Source organism: Nocardia pseudovaccinii NBRC 100343 (assembly GCF_001613225.1).
Classification (GTDB): domain Bacteria; phylum Actinomycetota; class Actinomycetes; order Mycobacteriales; family Mycobacteriaceae; genus Nocardia; species Nocardia pseudovaccinii.
The window spans coordinates 13,485-33,011 of sequence record NZ_BDBY01000094.1 but is presented as its reverse complement, the minus strand read 5'-3'; the positions used below and the strand labels follow the sequence as shown (position 1 = coordinate 33,011).

The following is a 19,527-nucleotide window of genomic DNA, read 5'->3' as shown; positions in this document are numbered from 1 at the left end:
TAGCGCGACCAGTTCGGTGTCCGGAAGCTGGGCCAGAAGTACCTTGCCACCCGACGTGGTGTGCGCGGGGAGGAGGAGTCCGACCCGACTGCCGACTCGGAGCGCGCGGTTGCTCTCCACGCCGTCGATGAAGCGGCAGCCGTTGCCCTGCAACGTCACCAGAAAAGCTGTGTTGCCTACCTTGCGCGATAGCGCAGCCAAATAGGCGTGGGACAGGACGCCCAGGTCGTGCGGCGGCTCGGCGCCCGACGGCAACTGCGCCAGCCGAGGTCCCGGCAGGTAGACGCGTTTCCGGTCCTGTTCAGCGAAGTCGTGTCGCTTGAGGGTGGATAACAGCCGGTGTGCGGTAGGGGGCGTCACCGACAGCAGTTCGGCGGCCTCGGCCACTCGCATCCGGCCGTTCTCGCGGAGGGCAATGAGGAGTGTGAGGACGTTCTCGGCTGAGGAGACCGACTCGTGCGACGGCATTGTCGCCGTGGTCATGACGCCACCATTCTGTTCTCCAGTCGGCCGATCCCGTCGATCTCGGTGACGACCAGGTCGCCGACGTGCAGGAAGGTCTGGTGCGGCATGCCCACCCCGGCCGGTGTTCCGGTCAGGATGACGTCACCTGGCTCGAGTGTCAGAACGCGGCTCGCGGCGGCGATCAGCCGTGGCACCGTGATCACCATGTCGGCGGTGGATGCTTCCTGTTTGATCTCCCCGTTGACGGTCAGCCGAAGTGTGAGGTCATGCGGGTCGTCGATCTGCCAGCTGGGGACGATTCCCGGGCCCAGCGGGCACGATCCGTCGAATGCCTTGTGCTGGAACCAGTCCCAGCCGAATGGCGGAAGGACCGCATCCTTCCTCGGAAACCGTCCGCGTGCGGACAGGTCGTTGGCGACGGTGTAGCCCGCGACGTGCTCGAGGGCTGTTCGCTCGTCGATATCGCGCCCGCCCGTGCCGATGACGACGGCCAGCTCGGCCTCCCAGTCCACGTCTGCGTCATCCGGCAGCCGCACGTCGTCGTGCGCGCTCACCACTGTCGTTGTCGGTGGTTTGAGGAAGAAGAACGGCTCGCCGTCCGGGTCCGGGCGCTGTGTGCCCATCTCCTGCGCGTGTCCGTAGTAGTTCGCCCCGGCGCAGAGGATCTTGCGGGGGTAGGTGAGGGGGGCGACCAGGTCGGCGTCGGGCACGACCTCGAGTGCCGAGAGCCGGAGATTCTGGAGTAGTGGCGTGAACTCCTCCCACCGGTCGAAGACTTCCAGGAGGGTGCGACCCGACAGCGACTGCGGCGCTCGACCGACTTTGCCGTCCGCGAGCACGCCGATGCTCGGCTCGGCCCGGTTGTTCTCGACGAATTGGACGAGACACCAACGCTGCGACGACATGAAACCCCTTAAGAATCGATGAACTCCCTAAAGTGCACACACTTTCGCGGTGGTTGTCAAGCACGCTCGCTCGGCGGCCCCGCTATTCCGGAGGCCGAAATTTGCTGGCCAGGCCAACCTCGAAGGAAGGCGTGACTGAGATACTGGTGGCCTGTGGCCTGCTGATCGAGGGGCATGAAGTGCCTGATTCCGCAAGGCGTGCCGAGCCGGATCCGGACACAGTGCTGGGCAAGGTGATGTCAGTGCTGCATGCGTTCGCTGTAGAGGATCACGGAGTCGGTTTCGCCGAGTTGCAACGGCGTACGCTGCTGCCGAAGGCGACGCTGCACCGCATATTGGGCGATCTCGAGTCGGCACGCCTACTGGATCGGGTCGGCGGTGCCTATCATCTGGGCGGTCACCTTTTCGAGCTCGGTATGCGGGCCTCGGTCGAGCGCGGCCTGATCGAGGTGGCCACCCCTTTCCTGGAGGACCTCTACGAACGCACTCATGAGTTGGTGCACCTGGGGCTCCTGGAGAGTCGCGAGGTGGTGTACGTCGCGAAGATAGGCGGCCACCGGCAGGTGCGCTCGCCTTCGCAACTGGGCGGCAGGATGCCCTTGCACGCCACCGCCATCGGCAAGGCGCTGCTGGCCCATGCTCCCGCGGACGTGCGGCAGGCGGTCCTTGCGCAACCGCTGCCGCGACTTGCGCCGCGGACGATCACCGCACGAGGGACGCTCCGCAAACAGCTCGACAACGTGGTCGAGAGCGGGGTTGCCTTCGAGTTCGAGGAGTCCGCGATAGGAATTGTGTGCGTCGCCGCGCCTGTGCTCGACGCCGATGAGCGGGTGCTCGCGGCGGTCAGTGTCACCGGTCCGGTAACCCGTTTCCGCCCGCGGCGGCACGCGGCGTCGGTGCGCGCCGCCGCGGACGGCATCGCGGCGACCCTGGCGCGGCGCGATGCACTCCGGAAGCGGGATTGACATCGTCGCCGTTCGGCGACAGCTCATCCATATCAGCAGGTCTTGCTTGCGTCCCAGCTGGTTGCAATTTCACGGTATGCTGAAAATGTTTCAGCAGGTGCTGAAGCGGCATCAGCGGGCAATCACGCGCGCCTATGGAAGGGCAGAAGGGGGACAGGGGAGCATGGCGGCACGAGCAGGAAGAGGTCCGCGTGGGGAACGTGGCGCGCAGGCGGACCGCATCCTGACGGCGGCCCGCAAGTCCTTCGCCGAGCGGGGCTATGCCGGGACCTCATTGCGATCGGTAGCTCAGGCCGCCGATGTGGATCCCACCTTGGTGAACTACTACTTTTCCAACAAGACGGGACTCCTGAAGGCGGCGCTGGAGCCACCGGCCGCCTTCGGCGAGGCCATTGCCGAGGCCGCCCAAATGCCGATGGAGGAGCGCGGGCGTGCCTTCGTAGAGGCGGCGGTGCGCATGTGGGACGACCCGGCCACCTCGGAGGTCCTGCGCTCGATCATCCTCGCGGCGAGTCACGAGCCCTTCGCCATGGAACGCCTCCGCTCCGTCTTCTCCGCGCTCGTCCTGCAGGTCGTGTCGGCGAGCCTTCCCCGCGACGAGGCCGAACTGCGCGCAAATCTGGTCTCCACGCAGATCGTGGGTCTGGCGATGACGCGGTACGTCTGGGCGATCGACCGCATCGCCGACATCTCCTCGGAGCAGGTCATCCGCCTGATCGCACCGACTGTGCAGCACTACCTCACGGGCGCCATGGGCGGAGACATCCCAGGGAACGCCTGACCGCACCCGACTGCCGGGGCGGATCGCCGCCGCCTATTTGCAAAGCGGACCGACGGTCGCCGGTGCCTCAAATTCTGCCCGCTCCATGGGATGACGTGCGAGGACGATGCATCGGGCCCGGCTCCCCTCGGGCATTCGCGGCCCCGGCGCGTGCGGCGGGGGCATACCGCCCCGAGTCGTATTTTCACGGCATATAGAAATTACTCTTGTCCGCAACGAGCCGGTGCGCGTACGGTGAGGGCAGTTAATTTCTGTACACGTGGAAATGAAGGTGCAATGACCCGAATCAAGGCCGCTGGAGTAGAGCCCGGTCAGCGTCGGCTCAACGGACCGCAGACCACCGGTCGGCAGTACCGCAACCTGTCCCCGGCCCGCTATCGGACGACCCGCGAGGACAATGTGCGCGTCCCGGTCCGCGACGACACCCAGCTCCTGGCCGACATTCACCGGCCCGACGCGGAGGGCAGGTTCCCCGCCCTGATCGCGGCGGCCCCCTACCCCCGCCAGCTCCAGGACCTGGGCGCCCCCGCGGCCATCATCGAGGCCGGCACCAGCGACTTCTGGGTGCCGCGCGGCTACGCCCATGTCATCGCCAACCTCCGCGGCACGGTCGGCTCCGGCGGCGTCTACACCTTCTTCGACGACCAGGAGCGCAAGGACCTGTTCGACCTGGTCGAGTGGGTCGCCGGGCAGCCCTGGTGCGACGGGAGGGTAGGCATGATCGGCATCAGCTACTACGCCATGAGCCAGTTGGAGGCAGCCACCCAGCGTCCGCCACACCTCGAGGCCCTGTTCCCCTTCAACGTCACCGTCCAGGTCCGGGAAGCCGCCTATCACAACGGCCTGTTGAGCGAGGCCTTCATCACCCCCTGGATCCATGCGCTGGGTGTACTGTCCGCCCACGGCGACCGCCTCTACCGCAATGGCTTGTCCCGCCTACTGCGCCGATTCCTCGCCATCCCCGCCATCCACCGGCAGTTCAGCCGGAGCGACGCCGTTCAGGTACACCGTCGCCTCGTGCAGGTCAGCCGCTTCCGCCATGCCGGCCACCCATGGAACGGCCTGCTCGAGGCGGTGGCCACCGATCACCCGACCCGCGATGCATGGTGGGACGAGCGTGACGTGACCGGACTGCTCGCCGATGTCGACATACCCGTCTACCTCGGCGGCGAGTGGTCCAACGTCCCCCTCCATCTGACCGGCCTTTTCGAAGCCTGGGACGCACTCGCCCACAACCCGCGCGTGCGCATGGCCATGCTCGGGGACTACAGCCTGCCCTGGCCATGGGAAAGCATGCACATCGAGGCCCTCGCCTGGTTCGACCACTGGCTCAAGGGACGAGACACCGGCATTCTCGAAGGCCCTGCCATCCGCTACTGGCTGCCCGGGGCCGAACAGTGGCGCACCGCCGATTCCTGGCCCCCGCCAGCCACCCACACCGCCCTCGCCCTCAACGCCGACGGCTCCCTTACGGCAGGCGAGCGGCCGGGCGAGCGCTGCTACGCCACCGACGGCGCGAACGCGATGCCCGCACAGCTGAGTTGGACCAGCGACCCCCTTCCCGGCGACATCGATATGGTCGGCCACCCCGAACTACGGCTCACCGCCACCAGCAGCGCGACCGACACGGCATGGATCCTGCTCCTGCAGGACGTCGGCCCGGACGGCGAGGCCACCGACATCACCCAGGGCTGGCTTCGCGCTGGCATGCGCAACGTCGACGAGGGCGCGAGTGTGACCGGCCGTCCCGTCCTTCCGGCGCGGGCGCGGATCCCTATCCCTCCGGGCGAGCCGGTCGACTACCGCATCCCGCTGGTTGCCAACGCCCGCCGGTTCCAGCGCGGGCACCGCATCCGGCTGATCCTCACCAGCGACGACAATCGCAAGGACTTCCGGCCCATGCTGCTGTTCAGTCACGCCCCCGTCGGCGTGGCGGGCGTCAACACGGTGCACTCCAGCTCGCGCCTGCTTCTTCCGATCCTGGACGGCGAATGAACGGGACGTATAAGCGGTCGGCGCCGCCTGGTTCTGGAAACAATCGTGCGACAAGGCTGTGCCACCGCCAACGGCCGGGTATCAGTGTGCGACAGAGGAAGTGCCGGTTTCTCGAGCATGGCAGTACGGAGAGTTCCGCACCTGACCGCACCGTAGGACCGAAGTAATGCAATGCCATGTCACAGTCCGATTCCCGGGTTGGCCGCCGATGCATTACCGCGCCGACTCCATCGCAGCGCACACTTTCGCGCAGGCAGTGTATGAATTGGGACTGGCAACAATTCAAATAGATCAGGATATGCGCGAAGCATTGCAGCCCATGCCTTGTCAGCGGCTCTGGCGATGAACAAATACGACTGATGCGACGGCACCTTCCGGTACTCGCAATGGTGCTTCGATACCCGAGGCGGCAGCGAGTCCCTCGATGAGGAATCGAGGTCGGGGGCCGACTGTGCCGCCGCGGCTCCTCGGTGCTCAGTATTCGGCCCACTCTCAGCAAACCTGCGATCGGCTCAGCCTGGCACCGAACTCGATCTGAAGCTCACGGCGTGCTACCTCGTTGGCGGGCATGGCAAGACTGAATAGTCTTGTCGCGCAAAGATATTCGACTGACCCGGCGGACGGCTGCGTCCGCCGGGCAGAAATGCCTCCTGCGGCCTCCGCGCAATGCGCGTAAACTTATGTGCCTGCACCTGTCAATCAGGTGTGCCACCGGGTTGCCGGGAGGTGGAAATGCTCAGCGCCACCGAGCAGTTCAGCAAGGAACGCGCCCCGTGCGGGAAACTGAGGGGCGGGGCTCGCCACCGCGAAGACGACGACGCGGGCTTGGTCATCGACGATATGACTTACGACTGTGGCTGCCGCCGGATTCGGCACGAATTCCACGACGGCAGCGTTCGGATCAGAACGGTCCGCCATGACGGCAAGGTCCTGATGGACGAGCAAAGCGCCGACTTCGAGGCCTGACCGACCACACCCCGGGTGGCACCATGACCGCTTTTCACGATGTCGTGATCGTTGGCGGGGGCGGCGCGGGTTTGCGTGCGGCCATCGCCATCGCGGAACACAACCCGCGGTTGAGCATCGCGATCGTTTCCAAGGTCTATCCGATGCGCAGCCACACCGTCTCCGCCGAGGGTGGCGCCGCTGCGGTCGCCGGTCGCGACGACACCCTCGACGAGCACGCGTACGACACGGTCTCCGGCAGCGATTGGCTCTGTGACCAAGACGCCGTCGAGGCCTTCGTCGAGGAAGCACCGCGAGAGCTGCTCCAACTGGAGCATTGGGGCTGCCCGTGGAGCCGCCGGTCGGATGGACACATCGCGGTACGGGCGTTCGGCGGCATGAAGAACCTCCGCACGTGGTTCGCAGCCGACAAGACCGGTTTTCACTTGCTGCACACCCTGTTCCAGACCACGCTGTCCTATCGGGACATCGTCAGGTACGACGAGTGGTTCGCGACTACATTGCTCGTCGACGACGACAAGGTAGGCGGCATCGTGGCCATAGAACTGGCCAGCGGACGCATCGAGACCATTCACGCCAACGCGGTCATCGTGTGCACCGGTGGCTGCGGCCGCGTGTACCCGTTCACCACCAACGCCAATATCAAGACCGGCGACGGTATGGCACTGGCCTACCGGGCAGGCGCGCCGCTCAAGGACATGGAGTTCGTCCAGTACCACCCGACCGGCCTTCCGTTCACAGGCATCCTGATCACCGAGGCAACGCGCGCTGAAGGCGGCTGGCTGCTCAATAAGGACGGTTACCGCTACTTGCAGGATTACGACCTCGGGACGCCATCACCGGCGCCGGTGTTGCGAAGTATGGAACTAGGGCCGCGCGACCGGCTGTCGCAGGCCTTCGTGCACGAACTCGACAGGGGCCGGACCATCGACACGCCGTATGGACCCGTCGTGCACCTCGACATACGCCACCTCGGTGCGGATCTCATCGACACGAAACTGCCGTTCGTGCGCGAGCTGTGCTCGAAATACCAGAACATCGACCCGGTCCGGGAGCTGATCCCGGTACGCCCCGTCGTCCACTACATGATGGGCGGTGTCCATACCGACATCCATGGCGCGACACCGCTGGCAGGGTTGTACGCCGCTGGAGAGGTTGCCTGCGTCAGTATCAACGGCGCGAACCGGCTCGGGTCGAACTCCCTGCCCGAATTGCTGGTCTTCGGTGCGCGAGCCGGTCGTGCCGCCGCCGAGTACGCGAGCTCGGCTACGGCCGCCCAGACGTCGGCGGTCATGGCGCGAGGTCGCGCCGAACAGGACCGGCTGGAACGGGAGCTCACGCGCCACGCCGAGGGATCCGAACGCATCGCGCGCATCCGCACCGAGATGCAGGAGACGATGGAGACCAGTGCTGGGATCTACCGCGACGGCGACTCTCTCGCAGCGGCTGCCGACAAGTTGCGCGAGCTTCGCGATCGGTTCCGCAGTGCTTGCCTCGATGACCACAGCCGGGCGTTCAACACCGAGCTGGTGGCAATGCTGGAGTTGTCGTGCATGCTCGATGTGGCGGAGTGCGTCATCGCCTGCGCGCTGGCGCGCGAGGAATCCCGGGGCGCGCACCAGCGAACTGATTTCCCCGCCAGAAACGACCAGCGTTTCCTGGCCCATTCAGTGATCCATCGGGAGCCGGACGGATCGGGCCGAGTCTCGCACCTCCCGGTAACGATCACCCGCTGGCCTCCTGGCGAACGCGTATACGGGAGGTGATGGTGATGGAGGACCGGATAACCCTGCAGGTCGCGCGCTACCGACCGGATCGAGACGACGAACCGGTACTGCAGTCGTATGAGGTTCCGCTGCGCGGAGATTGGACCGTGCTCGACGGGCTCAACTACATCAAGGACGACCTCGACGGAACGGTGTCGTACCGGTGGTCGTGCCGGATGGGCATCTGCGGTAGTTGCGGCATGACCGTCAACGGCGAGCCACAACTGAGCTGCGCCACCTTCCTGACCGACTACGCGCCGGGGCCGGTGCGAGTCGAACCATTGCGCAACTTCCCGGTGATCCGGGATCTCGTCATAGAGATCGGCGACTTCATGCACAAGCTGACCGAGGTCAAGCCCTGGCTGATCAGGGAGGAACACGGGCTGCTCGAAGACGGCGAGTACCTGCAAACGCCGCTCGAAATGGACGACTACAAGAAGTACAGCATGTGTATCAACTGCATGCTCTGCTACTCGGCCTGTCCCGTCTACGCGCTCGACCCCGTGTTCCTCGGCCCGGCGGCGATCGCGCTCGCCCAACGCTACAACCTCGACTCGCGTGATCAGGGAGCCGGAGATCGGCGTGACGTTCTCGCGTCGGCCGAGGGAGTTTGGTCCTGCACTTTTGTCGGCGAGTGCACGACCGCCTGCCCGAAGGGGGTCGACCCGGCTGGGGCGATCCAACGCTACAAGCTCACCGCGGCCACGCAATCGCTGCGCGACTTCCTCATGCCCTGGCGGGCACGATGACCACGACACCCCGGTTGTACCGAACGCCGATCTCCAGGTTCTGGTGGGTACGACGCCGCTCGTACCTGATCTTCGTGCTGCGCGAACTCAGCAGTTTGTTCGTCGCCTGGTTCGTGGTGTACCTCCTGCTTCTGGACAACGCGGTGAGTTCAGGAAGCGAGGAGTACCAGCGGTTTCTGAACTGGAGTTCCGGCCCGGGGGTGCTCGCGCTGAACCTGATAGCCCTGCTGTTCGTGCTCATGCACACCGTCACCTGGTTCAACCTGGCGCCCAAGGCGATGGTGGTGCGTGTACGGAGCCGACCCGTCGCACCGGTCGTGATCCTCGGGCTGCACTACCTGCTGTGGGCTCTGCTGACGGTGATCGTGCTGTTGGTGGTGCTGCGATGACGAAAAGGAAGTCCCTGGAACCGTTGGGGTGGCTGATGTTCAGCGCCGGCGGGATGGCCGCGGCACTGCTCATGCCTGTGCTGCTGTTTCTGTTCGGCCTCGCCTTCCCACTGGGTTGGCTTCCCGCGCCGGACCACGCATACCTGCTCTCAGTGCTGCGCCATCCTCTCACCCGGCTGGTCCTTTTCGGACTCTGTGTGCTCGCTCTATTCCATTGGGCACACCGCTTCCGGTACATGCTGTACGACGGCTTGCGGCTGAAGCGGTTCAGCGCGTTGATCATCGTGGCCTGCTACGGCGTCGCCGTCATCGGCTCGGGAACGGCCGCCTACCTTCTGCTGCGCGTCTAGCTTGTGGTGCGGCAATGAGGTTGCCGACTCCGCGTCCAAACTAGGTGTCTGGCAGTCATTGTCGACAGCGACGCGTGGATCCTCGATGACGAGCAGGTGATCGCCGTTGTTGTGCTCGCCGGACGGTGAGAAGTTGCCCGACCCGGTGTAGACCTTGGCGGTGGGTCCGTGGTTATGGCGTGTCGAGCTTGCTTGCTTTCACGACAACCCAGGCGAGGTTTTCGTGCACGATGTCACTGTGCGCACCGAACGGTGGTTGGCCGTTCGCTACGGTGTCGGACGCATCGATATTGATCAGTTCGCCCGCAGTGAACGGATAGTCGTCGCCGACGCCTCGTAGCTCGACCTGGGTTACATCGAACGCGCCGACGGCTCCCATCGCCGTCCACGGATTGTCACCGTGCGCTCCTGCGGCGTTGTCTCCGGCGACCTTCGACGCAAGTGGATAGAAATTGTTCAATGCTCCGTCATGGCTCGAGAAGCAGACGGAAACGGGCCCGTCTACCCGGTTGGATCGTCCGGCCAGACCGCCACGTCGGTTCCGATCGAACGGCAACGGGTCCGCGAAAGCGAAGCTCGAGAACGCACCCTGCAGCAGCGTGACAGATTTCACCGGGGACGGGCCCAAGCCGTCGGGCAGTCCGGCCAGGGCATACGACACGACCCGTGCGCCGAAGCTGTGGCCGATCAGATTGATGCACAAGCTCGAGAATTCCCGATGCAACCGTCCCAGCAGCGGTCCCAGGCCGTTCTCGCCGACGACACCAGCGCGGTTCTTCATCTGCCAGTAGGTCAGCGCTCGTAACGCCTCCTTGGCGCCGTGTAGCACCTTCCCGAATATGTCACCGATCCCGGCCGCGCCACCCTGCGCCGAATCGAGGTCGACGCCCGATCTCATCAGCTCCATCGCGAAGTCCCGGAACACCTCTGCCGCATCGTTGTTCGTACTGAGCATCGCGGGGAACCCGCTGTCGGCGTTGTCCTTCGGGCCTTCGCTGTCGGTGTTTCCCGGGAACGTCGCGATGCTGAACTCACGCATTTGTCGAAACAGCTCGTCGATGGTGCCGGGGTCCGGCCTTTCGGTTCCCAGCAGTTCGGCAATCCGATCGAGCTGTTGCGCCCCGTCCGGAAAGGTCGCCTTCAACATCTGCAGAGTGTCGGCGTCGAGCGTCGGTGATCCAGCGGGAACAGACTCGCGGCGGCGTGCGGCCGCGGCCCCGGTGGGCGCCACGGCGGGCGCGAAGTCGCCGATAGGTTCATCGGACCAGCGCTCCGACGGCCAAACCACGCCCGCGTAGCCGATCCGGCGCGTCGCGGCGGACGGCAACGTGTCCAGTTTTCCGAACCACCGCTGGTACAGATCGACCGCCTTGCTGCGATCGTTGTTCCAGCCGTGCGAGAACACGATCAGGTCGGTGAGCTCCCGCTGGCGTACACCCGCGACAAGTGCGTCGGCATCGACCGAATCGACATCGCCGTCCTTGTCGAACGAAACGATCCAAAGTGGCTTGTCGCCAACAAATTCCGGCATCTCTATTACTCCTTCGTCGGCAGGTTCAGACAGATTGAAGGGCGCGCATCAAGTCGACGAGTCCGCCGCCTTCGAGATAACGGTCGCGACCCAGCGGCGTGGCCGACTCGACGAAGATCCGCTTGACCGATTCGGGGTCGCTGATGAACTCGCGCCGGACCGACAGGAACGCCGCGATGGCACCCGACACATGTGGGGCGGCCATGCTGGTACCGCTCTGCTCGATGTATACGGCCGCGCCCTCCTCGTTTCTCCCCAACGATCGAAAGGCGTCCGCGCCGAGCGCACCCGCGGCAGCCGATGTGATGCGTTCGCCCGGAGCGACCAGGTCCGGCTTCATCCGCCCGTCGCCCGTCGGCCCCCGCGACGAGAAGTAGGAGATTCCATAGGTATGCGGCGCATCACGGTGCGTCGAACCGACCGTGACCGCACGTTTGGCGTTTCCCGGATCGTTGATCGTCATTCCGGTGCTGAACCGGGTCGGTGCGTTCTGGTCTTCGACGAAGAGGCTGACATACGCCGAGTTACCGGCCGCGACGACGACGATGACGCCACTGCGGACGAGGTTGTCGACCGCGATACACAGTGGGCTGCTCCCACACGCGTACCACGCCGGGTCGAATCCGTAACCGAGGCTGAGGTTTACGCCGTGGATCCGGGGCGCGTTGTCGCTGGCCGCATTGACCCTGCGCACATAGGAAAGCGCTTGGATCACGCGCCCGACCCGCGCCGTCTCGTTGCCCTTCGCGCCGAGTACCTTCAGACTCACGAGCCTCGCCCGTGGCGCGATCCCGGACAGGCGCGCAGGCTCGACGACTGTGCGCCTGCGCAACTCGGCGCCGTCGGCGGTGTTGTACCGATTCTCGGTGACGACAACCTTTTTCGCCCATCCGTTCAGTCCGCCGGCGATGATTCCGGCGACATGGGTGCCGTGGCCCTCCTCGTCGAGCAGAGCGCCGTCACGAACGGGAGGTCCGTCTCCGGGGCACGTGCGATGCAGATCGCGCACCGATGGATGGGTGAGGGTTTCGTTGGCGAGGAAATGCGGATGGTTGCGGTCTATGCCCGAATCCACGACTGCCCAGACGATTCCCTCGCCGTACGCGTTGAACGATCGTTGGGCGGCTTCGGCTTTGATCGTCACAAAGGACTGATCGATCTGACCGTGGATCTCGAAGTCCGGCCAGATGCGCTGCATTGCACGCGCCGATATGTCCGACGCCACGGCATCCGCGGCCACCAGCCCCTCGATCTGGTCTGGGGCCAACCGTCCCGTTGCGTACTCGTCGGTGAGGCGGTAGGGGGTTCCGGCGGCCGCGACGAGCTTCCAGAGCTCTTTGAGCCGGTTGAACGCGGCATTGAAACCGCGGCCGTAGCCCGAGTTCAGCTCGACCATGACGGAGATCGGATCGTCGGCCCCGGCAGGTGACGCGGTACCCGCCTCAGCCGCCCGGGCGTGCCCCGATCTGCGAGTCTCGAGACTCGCGCGCAACGGGGGAGCGATAACACCCGCGATCGGCAACCTGCCCGGCGCGCCGGTTGCCGTCGTCTTCCCCCGCGTCGGAACATACGCCGTCGCGCGCGCGATCGCGTCGGGTGCCGCGCTCCGGCCGAGCGCGGTCAGTTCGATCGGTGACCCCTGCACGACGAGTCCGTCGTCACGAAGTTTGCTCAGCGCGTCGGAGACCGCGACCCACCACATCGGCTCACCGGCCATCGAATCACGTTCGCCTGCCTCGAATTTGGCGGCAAACCGCGCGGCGATCATCGTCAGCAACTTCTGCTGGTTCACCGTCTTGCCCGCGGGCGCGGTGTCGAGGACCGACAGCACCCTGTCTTTCCAGACGTCGATGTCACCACCCATGGCCCCGGCTCCTGCATGTCATTCTCGGATCGCGATGCTCATCGTCAGTTTCCCTCTGCCATCGCGCCTGGTCACGGGTAGTTCGCTACTCGACTCTCGCGCTGCGGCCACTCGCTGTGAATGCGTATCGAGTGAGCGAACAGAGGAACGAAGCGGACGCACCTCGGGAATCCACTTCGAGCCCGATCGCTGCGTGTGGGGAATTTCGATAGAGGCCATGATGGGTTGATGAGGCGAAGCGACTTGGGTTCAACAAGGGCAGGGGCGGATGGAGCGCTCGAGGCCGGTTCGGAGTTTTCCGCCGCTGCTGCACCCGAGGCACACGAGATCCGGGTGCTGGCATTGAACACGTGGCACAGCGGCAGCAAGATTTCCACTGGTATTCAGCTGATCACTGATCTCATCATTTCGACACAGGCCTCGATCGTGCTGCTTTCGGAGGCAACCGAAGCGACCACGGCCGTCGCGGCGGAACTGGTGCGGCGGGGGCGCGAGTTCAATGCCATCGCCTCGCACGACACGGGAATTCTGTCGGTGTTTCCGGTCCAGGACAGCGCCGATCTGCAATGGATGGTCAAGGCGCGGTTGAACATCGGCGGAAAGCGCCTCACCGCCTACTCCGTGCATCTGGAGTATCGCTGGTACGCCTCCAACCTGTCCCGCGGGTATGGACCCGGAGTCCCGGCGCCGGGCGAGTTCGCCGAGCACGAGTGGAACAAGCTGCCCGACGGCCCGGTGACCGATCTCGCCGTGATCCAGCGCATCAATGCGGCCTCGGGCCGCCCAGAGGTCATCAGCAACTTTCTCGCCGACGCGAAAACCGAGATCGCCGACGGCTCTTCGATCATCATGGGTGGCGATCTGAACGAGCCGTCCCTGCTGGATTGGACGCCCGCCACCGCGCAGTTGTTCGACCACAACGGTGTGGTGTCGGCGTGGGAGACCACTCGACGCCTGCAAGAAGCCGGTTTCATCGATGCCTACCGATCGATGTATCCAGACCCGGCCACCCATCCCGGACTCACCTGGCCCTCGGACAACGTCGATGTGGATGTCTCCGAGCTCGCCTGGGCTCCTGAGGCCGACGAACGCGACCGCGTCGACTACATCTTCGCTTATGGTGCCGCACTGCGTCTGTCTGCCGTCGGCGTCATCGGCCCGCGCGGGTCCATAGTGCGCGGTACCCGACTGCAAGAGACAACCCAGGACAACTTCGCCGCCTCGCCGGCGCAGTGGGTCAGCGACCACAAAGGCATCCTCGCGACATACCAACTCACCGACTGAACGGCATTATCTCTGGATGCCACGTCAAGTCTGTCCAGCAGCGTTGTTTGGCTGTCGGAATGCGGGTTATCCGCCAGAAAGACCGGCCGGAAACCAGCAGGCCGGACACCTTCGAACAAGGGCAAGGCCGATCAGACCAAGTCCAACCTCAAGGATGCGGGCGAGAAGGTCAAGGACGCCTTTCGCCACTGATTTGTCCATGAGCGCACGTTCCACCTCGGCCGGACGCATACGCGGCGGCATCGGGACGAGCCTGGAAAGGAATTGAGATGAGCACCGTGGCCGCGACCGTCGATGTCGAAGTACCGGTTCGCACCGCCTACAACCAATGGACACAATTCGAGACATTCCCGCAGTTCATGGTCGGCGTGGAGGCGGTAGATCAGCTCGATGACAGGCACACCCACTGGCGTATCCACGTTGGACCCGCGACCAGGGAATTCGACGCGACCATCACCGAGCAGCATCCCGACGAACGTGTCGCGTGGAAGTCCGACAGTGGTCCCGATCACGCGGGCGTGATCACTTTTCATCGTCTGGACGACACCCACACGCGGATCACCGCGCAAATGGAGATCGATCCGGACGGATTCGTGGAGAGCGCCGCCGATAAGCTCGGCGTGCTGAAGCATCGCGTCAATGGCGACATGCAGCGCTTCAAGCACTTCATCGAAGGCCAGCGGCATGAAACGGGCGCGTGGCGCGGTGATATTCCACGCCCTGACGCGTGATCTTGCTCGATCGCAGAACACGATCGAGTTCGATAGAATACAGTAGCGAAACGAGGTAGCTGGCCATGATTATTCTCGGACTCATTCTTCTTATCGTTGGGTTCATATTCAGCATCCCGATCCTGTGGACCATCGGAATCGTGGTTCTCATCATCGGGCTCGTGTTGTTCCTATTGGGATCGACTGGCCGCGCCATCGGCGGCAGACGCCATTACTACTGATCCCTGGATCGCGGAAACTGAGCGGCAGCGTCCACGGCTCGCGTCGACTCCGACACCCGAGCCGACGCGGAACATGCTCGCGCACAAGGAAAGTCGGCTCGCACGCGGCAGGCGGGCTTCGGAATTCTGAAATCCTTCGCGATCTGCTCAGCCGACGCCAGGTCGCAACGCGCAGATCACGTGGGTGGCGAGTTGGTCGACGAACTCGGCATCGGTTGGCTGGCGGGTGAGTAGGTGGCGGAAGTGGATCGGCGCTATGAGTAGTTCGATCGCGACGCGGGCGTCGGTGTCGTTCGGTAGTTCGCCACGGGCCACGGCCCGGCTGATCATCAGCTCGATTGCGTGATATCGCGTGTCCCAGAAGGTGTCTCGCGCTGCTGCGATCTCGTCGGAGTCGGTGTTGAAGGCGAGTGCCCGGGCCAAGCCGTTTCCCAACGGGGTGTCGAGGTAGGCGATGAGCGCGGTGGCGAACGTGGTCAGGTCGCCGTGCAGTGTGCCGGTGTCGGGCAGCGGCAGGGTGCGCTCGCTCGCGGTGAGCATCACGTCGAGGACCAGGTTCTCGCGGGTTCCCCAGCGCCGATAGATGGAGCTGTCGCGCACGCCTGCGCGGCGGCTGATATCGGGGATGCCGACCTTGGCGACGCCGTGCTCGGCGACGGCGTCGAGCACGGCGCGATGGACGGCTTCCCTGACCCTCGCGGCGCGACCTCCCGGTCGGCGCTGCGGCGCGACGTTCTCGACTTCGATCATCTTCCCATCCTAAAGCAGAACTTCTTGCTTTTGATTGCGTGGTGTGCCTACGCTCACTAAAGCAGAAACTTCCGCGAATGTGAGATGGAGCGAGGGCACCACAATGACGTCGTTGCTGGATTTGGCGAAGCGGGTGATGGTCAGCGCGTGCGCGATGACCCGCACCACTGAACGCGTGACCCATCGTCTGGGCGCAGCCCCGTTCCTTCCCAGGTTGTTCGCCGACCGGTTCACCCATTTGGGCGGGATACCCACCGACGAGTTCCGCGGGCAATTGGCCGGTTGCCGCTCCTTCGAGGACGCCCGATGGGCCGGTTACTGGGAAGGCTTCGCCGAGCAGCATCTGGCGCACGCCGACGCGGCGCTCTCACGCCTGGGTGGACCCCGCGCACAACAGTTGCTCGACCCGGGCTCCGCGACCGACCTGCGCTCCCTCGGTGAACTGCTCGCTCCCGCGGCGACGATCCTCGCCGACCGCGGCACCGTGGCCGATCCCGGTGCGGTGCAACGGTTCTGCGCCGAACATCCCGCCGCGGCCGATGCCGCGGTCGCGCTGGACGGGTTGATCAAAGCGCTGGTGTACGAGTTCGTCGCCGCGTGGCCGGGCTGGAGCCCGCAGCGGTTGCGTGCCTACGAACGATCCCACCGCCTGTGTGAGGTGCTGCTGCTCGCACTCGCGCCCGCGATGGGTGTGAGCATCGAGGCGGTGCAGATCCCGGTCGACGGTGGCGAACGCGTGCGCGGTTTCCTGATGCTTCCGGTCGGGGCCGAATCGGTGCCGACAGTGCTGTTCACCAACGGCCTGGAGGGCACGCTTGCCGAGGTACTGCTGCCGCTGCTGGTCCAGCGGGACACCGGTATGGGCATGTTCGCGATGGAGATGCCCGGCACGTACTCCTACCGTGAACCGCTGTCCAGTGCCGCCGAGCGCGTGTATTCGAAGGTCATCGACTACTTGGCCGCCGATCCGCGTGTCGATGCCGACCGGATCGGCATGATGGGATTCAGCTTCGGCGCCTACTGGTCGACCCGCATGGCAGCGGTCGATCCCCGGTTGAAGGTGGCCGTTTCCAACGGGCCCCTCACGCACCGCAGTTTCGGTGCGCTCAACTCGATCGGGATGCCGGAGATCATGGTGTCGACCCTGAGTCACACCGTTGGTGCCTCGGGCACCGCGGATCTGTCGCGCAAGCTGGCGAAACTCTCACTTGCACAGCACTATCGCAAGATTGCGATACCGCTGCTGGTGATCAACGGGGCCCGCGACACGCTGGCGAGTACCCAGGACTCGATCGATCTCGCCGTCGCCGCCCCGAACGCGCAACTGGTGCTCTACGCCGAGGACGACCACTGTGCGATGGGTAACGCCCAGCACTGGTCGGCGTTGGCCACGCGATTCCTGCACGACCACCTGGTCACCCACGACGCCGTCGAGGTTACGCGATGACCGACTCCACGACGGCGCCGCTGCCGCGGCTGCGGCGCATCCTCAACCGCACCGAACGCCGCATCGACGTGCAGATCGACAGCGGCGACGGTTGGCGCACCTTTGACGAATCCGGCAGCGCAAGAGGTGCTTTCGCGATTCCGTCGGCGTTCACCACCGATTTCGAGATCGCCCGCTACGACATCCTGGGCTTGGCCGACGGCGCCACGGTCCTACCGGTGTGCCCGGCGTCCTTCCGCGATTTCATGATCTTCGAAAAGCATGCCGTCGACGCCGCCCGCGGCCTGGCCAAGCGCTTCGTGCCCGGCGGTTATCGGATCGGTCGCGCCTACGAGGCATTGGCCCGCCGCACTTTTCCTCCGTTCCGGCCGCATGCACTGTGGTACCGCCAGCCGATCTACTACATTTCCAACGCGCTGACGATCGTCCCGTCCGGGGTTGCGATCTGCTCACCTTCCTACAGCCGGGCACTGGATTTCGAGCTCGAACTCGGGGTCGTGCTCGGCGCACCATTGCGCGACGCCACCGTCGAGCAAGCCGCCGCCGCGATCGCCGCGGTCGTTGTGGTCAACGACTTCTCGGCCCGCGACGTGCAATTGGCCGAAATGCGTTCCGGCTTCGGGCCACAACGGTCCAAACACTTCACCACCTCGATGTCGGCGACCGCCGTCGCGGGGCATGCGGTCATCGATCGGCTCGACCGATTGACCGCGACAGTGGCCGTCAACGGAAACACGGTCTCGCGCACCGGAACTCACACCATGCGGTACTCGATGGCCGAGGCGATCGCGCACGTGTCGCGCAGTGAGCAGCTCTACCCCGGCGAACTGCTGTGCTCGGGCACCCTGCCCGGCGGTAGCGGGATGGAGCTGGGCCGCTGGCTCGCACCCGGAGACGAACTGCGACTGGAAATCGACGGCATCGGCGTCATCGAACACCGAATCCAGCCCTGAGAAAGGCGCCCTGTGAAGATTGATCAGATTTCCGACTCCGTCTACGTCGTGGCCGGAACGAATGTCAATTGGGCACTGGTCAGTGACGGCTCCGGTGTCACCGTCATCGACGCCGGATACCCGGCCGACACCGAGGACATGCTGGACTCGGTGCACCAGATAGGCCATCACCTCACCGATATCGCCGCCGTGCTGCTCACCCACGCCCACCTCGATCACATGGGTGCGATTCCCGCTCTCGTCGAACGGGTGGGTATGCCGGTCTACACCGGGACCGAGGAAGTCCGGCACGCCAAACGCGAATACCTGCAACAGATCACCCCGGTCGGAATGATCAAACAACTCACCACCCACCGGGGTCGTCGCTGGGTCGCCCACACCATGCGCGCGATCCACGGCCATATCGGCATGGCCATCCCCTCGGCGACCACGGGCGACGACGCCCTGGCTGCGTTGCCCGGCGGGTTCGTCGCGGTTCCGACCCCAGGCCACACCAGCGGTCACACCGCCTACCTCATGCCATCCGAAGCAGTCCTGTTCTCCGGCGACGCATTGGTCACCGGCCACCCCCTCCTGCGGCACACGGGACCACAACTACTGCCAGCAGTGTTCAACCACGACGAAACCCTCACCCGCGGCAGCGCTGAGCATCTGGGGATCCAACCGGCCCGAACACTCGTCCCCGGACACGGCCTGCCGATCGGTTTCGACGCGACGCAACTCGCGCGTGCGCTGGGTACAGCCCGGCATCGAGCACGACCGCTACGCCGGTTGCGATGACGTGGACGTGGTCACGGTCCGTCGTGGGTTCCGGACGGACACGATCTCGTATGTGCATGGGACAGAGGCGGTTTCAGGCGAGAACAGTGGCGAGGAACCCGGCGATGTATGCGAGGGCGAAAAGGATCGGGATCCATTGTTCGATGTGGGAGAGGGGCCAGTATCGCGCTCGGTCCGTGCCTTCGCCCAGGGCCCACCATTCGGCTCGCCAGAAGGGGGAGGCGGGGAGTCGTTCCTCGAGGGCACCCACGACCTGGTACTTGGCAGTGTTCAGGAGCCGGTAGCTGCGGACCAGGTAGAACCAGGCGAAACACTGGCCGAGGATTGCCGCCAGGGGGATCGCCAGCCACCACACTTTGTCTTGCGACGGGGATTTCCCGAAGGCAGCGGCGAGGGTGAAGATGCCACTATTGAGCGTCAGGAAGAAAGTGTTCGTCAGACCCCGACGGGCGCTCACCCTGTCAGCCATTTCCACGTAGAGCCTGTACTGTTCGAGCACAGCGCTCTCATAGGCGGCGCCGCGGCCTTCAGGGCTTTGCGGTGCGTCGTTCCAGAGTCGGGTCTGAAGCTCGGATCGCCGATCGTTGTCGTGCACCGTCCACCTCCTGAAATGTCGCGTGTCCGTGGGCCATCCG

General features: G+C 64.9%; 20 protein-coding genes. 14 read left to right on the top strand and 6 right to left on the bottom strand.

What is annotated here, in order from left to right; genetic code table 11:
* The coding region (locus NP3_RS10250; RefSeq protein WP_157124235.1) for an IclR family transcriptional regulator at positions 1-483 on the bottom strand (483 nt) is incomplete at its 3' end.
* Positions 480-1,370, bottom strand: coding sequence for a fumarylacetoacetate hydrolase family protein (locus NP3_RS10245; protein ID WP_063040059.1), 891 nt, complete (start codon positions 1,368-1,370; stop codon positions 480-482). The genes NP3_RS10250 and NP3_RS10245, both read right to left, overlap by 4 nt.
* 236 nt (positions 1,371-1,606) lie before the next feature.
* On the opposite strand from NP3_RS10245, the gene NP3_RS10240 reads away from it, so the two are divergent.
* The 8 genes from NP3_RS10240 (at position 1,607) to frdD (ending at position 9,331) form a co-directional block, all read left to right on the top strand.
* The gene (locus tag NP3_RS10240; RefSeq protein ID WP_063040069.1) at positions 1,607-2,335 is read left to right on the top strand and encodes an IclR family transcriptional regulator; all 729 of its coding nucleotides are present in this window, start codon (positions 1,607-1,609) and stop codon (positions 2,333-2,335) included.
* Positions 2,336-2,498: 163 nt separating this feature from the next.
* Entirely contained in the window at positions 2,499-3,116 is a 618-nt protein-coding gene (locus NP3_RS10235; protein WP_063824732.1) for a TetR/AcrR family transcriptional regulator, read from the top strand.
* Between the two features lie 276 nt (positions 3,117-3,392).
* The gene (locus NP3_RS10230) at positions 3,393-5,111 is read left to right on the top strand and encodes a CocE/NonD family hydrolase (protein WP_063040055.1); all 1,719 of its coding nucleotides are present in this window, start codon (positions 3,393-3,395) and stop codon (positions 5,109-5,111) included.
* 732 nt (positions 5,112-5,843) lie between these two features.
* Complete coding sequence (locus NP3_RS10225; RefSeq protein WP_063040053.1) at positions 5,844-6,077, top strand: hypothetical protein; 234 nt, start codon at positions 5,844-5,846, stop codon at positions 6,075-6,077.
* Positions 6,078-6,100: 23 nt separating this feature from the next.
* Complete coding sequence (gene frdA, locus NP3_RS10220; protein WP_063040050.1) at positions 6,101-7,843, top strand: fumarate reductase (quinol) flavoprotein subunit; 1,743 nt, start codon at positions 6,101-6,103, stop codon at positions 7,841-7,843.
* A 5-nt stretch (positions 7,844-7,848) separates the two neighbouring features.
* Entirely contained in the window at positions 7,849-8,592 is a 744-nt protein-coding gene (gene sdhB, locus NP3_RS10215) for a succinate dehydrogenase iron-sulfur subunit (RefSeq protein WP_063040067.1), read from the top strand.
* On the top strand, positions 8,589-8,981 hold the full coding sequence (locus tag NP3_RS10210) for a succinate dehydrogenase/fumarate reductase transmembrane subunit (protein ID WP_063040048.1): 393 nt from the start codon (positions 8,589-8,591) through the stop codon (positions 8,979-8,981). Before sdhB ends, NP3_RS10210 begins: the two co-directional genes overlap by 4 nt.
* Positions 8,978-9,331 carry a fumarate reductase subunit FrdD gene (gene frdD, locus NP3_RS10205; protein WP_063040047.1) on the top strand — a complete coding sequence of 118 codons (354 nt, stop codon included), beginning with the start codon at positions 8,978-8,980 and terminating at the stop codon, positions 9,329-9,331. The genes NP3_RS10210 and frdD overlap by 4 nt, the downstream gene beginning before the upstream one ends.
* A gap of 172 nt (positions 9,332-9,503) precedes the next feature.
* On the opposite strand, the gene NP3_RS10200 is transcribed toward frdD, so the two are convergent.
* Both NP3_RS10200 and NP3_RS10195 read right to left on the bottom strand, forming a co-directional pair.
* Entirely contained in the window at positions 9,504-10,862 is a 1,359-nt protein-coding gene (locus tag NP3_RS10200) for an alpha/beta hydrolase family protein (protein WP_063040046.1), read from the bottom strand.
* A gap of 25 nt (positions 10,863-10,887) precedes the next feature.
* Entirely contained in the window at positions 10,888-12,726 is a 1,839-nt protein-coding gene (locus NP3_RS10195) for a S8 family peptidase (RefSeq protein ID WP_063040045.1), read from the bottom strand.
* 228 nt (positions 12,727-12,954) lie between these two features.
* Between NP3_RS10195 and NP3_RS10190 the strand changes: the two genes are divergently transcribed.
* The 3 genes from NP3_RS10190 (at position 12,955) to NP3_RS50345 (ending at position 14,962) form a co-directional block, all read left to right on the top strand.
* Positions 12,955-14,010 carry an endonuclease/exonuclease/phosphatase family protein gene (locus tag NP3_RS10190; protein WP_063824731.1) on the top strand — a complete coding sequence of 352 codons (1,056 nt, stop codon included), beginning with the start codon at positions 12,955-12,957 and terminating at the stop codon, positions 14,008-14,010.
* Between the two features lie 269 nt (positions 14,011-14,279).
* Complete coding sequence (locus NP3_RS10185; protein WP_063040044.1) at positions 14,280-14,741, top strand: SRPBCC family protein; 462 nt, start codon at positions 14,280-14,282, stop codon at positions 14,739-14,741.
* Between the two features lie 65 nt (positions 14,742-14,806).
* The gene (locus tag NP3_RS50345; RefSeq protein WP_245720878.1) at positions 14,807-14,962 is read left to right on the top strand and encodes a DUF6131 family protein; all 156 of its coding nucleotides are present in this window, start codon (positions 14,807-14,809) and stop codon (positions 14,960-14,962) included.
* A 147-nt stretch (positions 14,963-15,109) separates the two neighbouring features.
* On the opposite strand, the gene NP3_RS10180 is transcribed toward NP3_RS50345, so the two are convergent.
* Positions 15,110-15,712 carry a TetR/AcrR family transcriptional regulator gene (locus tag NP3_RS10180; protein ID WP_063040042.1) on the bottom strand — a complete coding sequence of 201 codons (603 nt, stop codon included), beginning with the start codon at positions 15,710-15,712 and terminating at the stop codon, positions 15,110-15,112.
* A 103-nt stretch (positions 15,713-15,815) separates the two neighbouring features.
* On the opposite strand from NP3_RS10180, the gene NP3_RS10175 reads away from it, so the two are divergent.
* From NP3_RS10175 to NP3_RS10165, 3 genes are read left to right on the top strand one after another with little or no spacing between them, the layout of a single operon-like run.
* Entirely contained in the window at positions 15,816-17,159 is a 1,344-nt protein-coding gene (locus NP3_RS10175; protein ID WP_063040040.1) for an alpha/beta hydrolase family protein, read from the top strand.
* Complete coding sequence (locus NP3_RS10170) at positions 17,156-18,112, top strand: fumarylacetoacetate hydrolase family protein (RefSeq protein WP_063040038.1); 957 nt, start codon at positions 17,156-17,158, stop codon at positions 18,110-18,112. Before NP3_RS10175 ends, NP3_RS10170 begins: the two co-directional genes overlap by 4 nt.
* A 12-nt stretch (positions 18,113-18,124) precedes the next feature.
* Positions 18,125-18,892: an MBL fold metallo-hydrolase gene (locus NP3_RS10165; RefSeq protein WP_063824730.1), complete on the top strand. Its 768-nt coding sequence runs from the start codon at positions 18,125-18,127 to the stop codon at positions 18,890-18,892.
* 73 nt (positions 18,893-18,965) lie between these two features.
* On the opposite strand, the gene NP3_RS10160 is transcribed toward NP3_RS10165, so the two are convergent.
* Complete coding sequence (locus NP3_RS10160) at positions 18,966-19,487, bottom strand: RipA family octameric membrane protein (RefSeq protein WP_245720877.1); 522 nt, start codon at positions 19,485-19,487, stop codon at positions 18,966-18,968.
* Positions 19,488-19,527: the final 40 nt, after the last annotated feature.

Coding starts and splice junctions, on each gene's coding strand:
- NP3_RS10200 (WP_063040046.1), bottom strand. CDS start 10,862: ATGCCGGAATTTGTTGGCGACAAGCCACTTTGGATCGTTTCGTTCGAC.
- sdhB (WP_063040067.1), top strand. CDS start 7,849: ATGGAGGACCGGATAACCCTGCAGGTCGCGCGCTACCGACCGGATCGA.
- NP3_RS50345 (WP_245720878.1), top strand. CDS start 14,807: ATGATTATTCTCGGACTCATTCTTCTTATCGTTGGGTTCATATTCAGC.
- NP3_RS10245 (WP_063040059.1), bottom strand. CDS start 1,370: ATGTCGTCGCAGCGTTGGTGTCTCGTCCAATTCGTCGAGAACAACCGG.
- NP3_RS10185 (WP_063040044.1), top strand. CDS start 14,280: ATGAGCACCGTGGCCGCGACCGTCGATGTCGAAGTACCGGTTCGCACC.
- NP3_RS10225 (WP_063040053.1), top strand. CDS start 5,844: ATGCTCAGCGCCACCGAGCAGTTCAGCAAGGAACGCGCCCCGTGCGGG.
- frdA (WP_063040050.1), top strand. CDS start 6,101: ATGACCGCTTTTCACGATGTCGTGATCGTTGGCGGGGGCGGCGCGGGT.
- NP3_RS10175 (WP_063040040.1), top strand. CDS start 15,816: ATGACGTCGTTGCTGGATTTGGCGAAGCGGGTGATGGTCAGCGCGTGC.
- NP3_RS10190 (WP_063824731.1), top strand. CDS start 12,955: ATGAGGCGAAGCGACTTGGGTTCAACAAGGGCAGGGGCGGATGGAGCG.
- NP3_RS10235 (WP_063824732.1), top strand. CDS start 2,499: ATGGCGGCACGAGCAGGAAGAGGTCCGCGTGGGGAACGTGGCGCGCAG.
- frdD (WP_063040047.1), top strand. CDS start 8,978: ATGACGAAAAGGAAGTCCCTGGAACCGTTGGGGTGGCTGATGTTCAGC.
- NP3_RS10240 (WP_063040069.1), top strand. CDS start 1,607: ATGTCAGTGCTGCATGCGTTCGCTGTAGAGGATCACGGAGTCGGTTTC.
- NP3_RS10230 (WP_063040055.1), top strand. CDS start 3,393: ATGACCCGAATCAAGGCCGCTGGAGTAGAGCCCGGTCAGCGTCGGCTC.
- NP3_RS10170 (WP_063040038.1), top strand. CDS start 17,156: ATGACCGACTCCACGACGGCGCCGCTGCCGCGGCTGCGGCGCATCCTC.
- NP3_RS10180 (WP_063040042.1), bottom strand. CDS start 15,712: ATGATCGAAGTCGAGAACGTCGCGCCGCAGCGCCGACCGGGAGGTCGC.
- NP3_RS10210 (WP_063040048.1), top strand. CDS start 8,589: ATGACCACGACACCCCGGTTGTACCGAACGCCGATCTCCAGGTTCTGG.
- NP3_RS10195 (WP_063040045.1), bottom strand. CDS start 12,726: ATGGGTGGTGACATCGACGTCTGGAAAGACAGGGTGCTGTCGGTCCTC.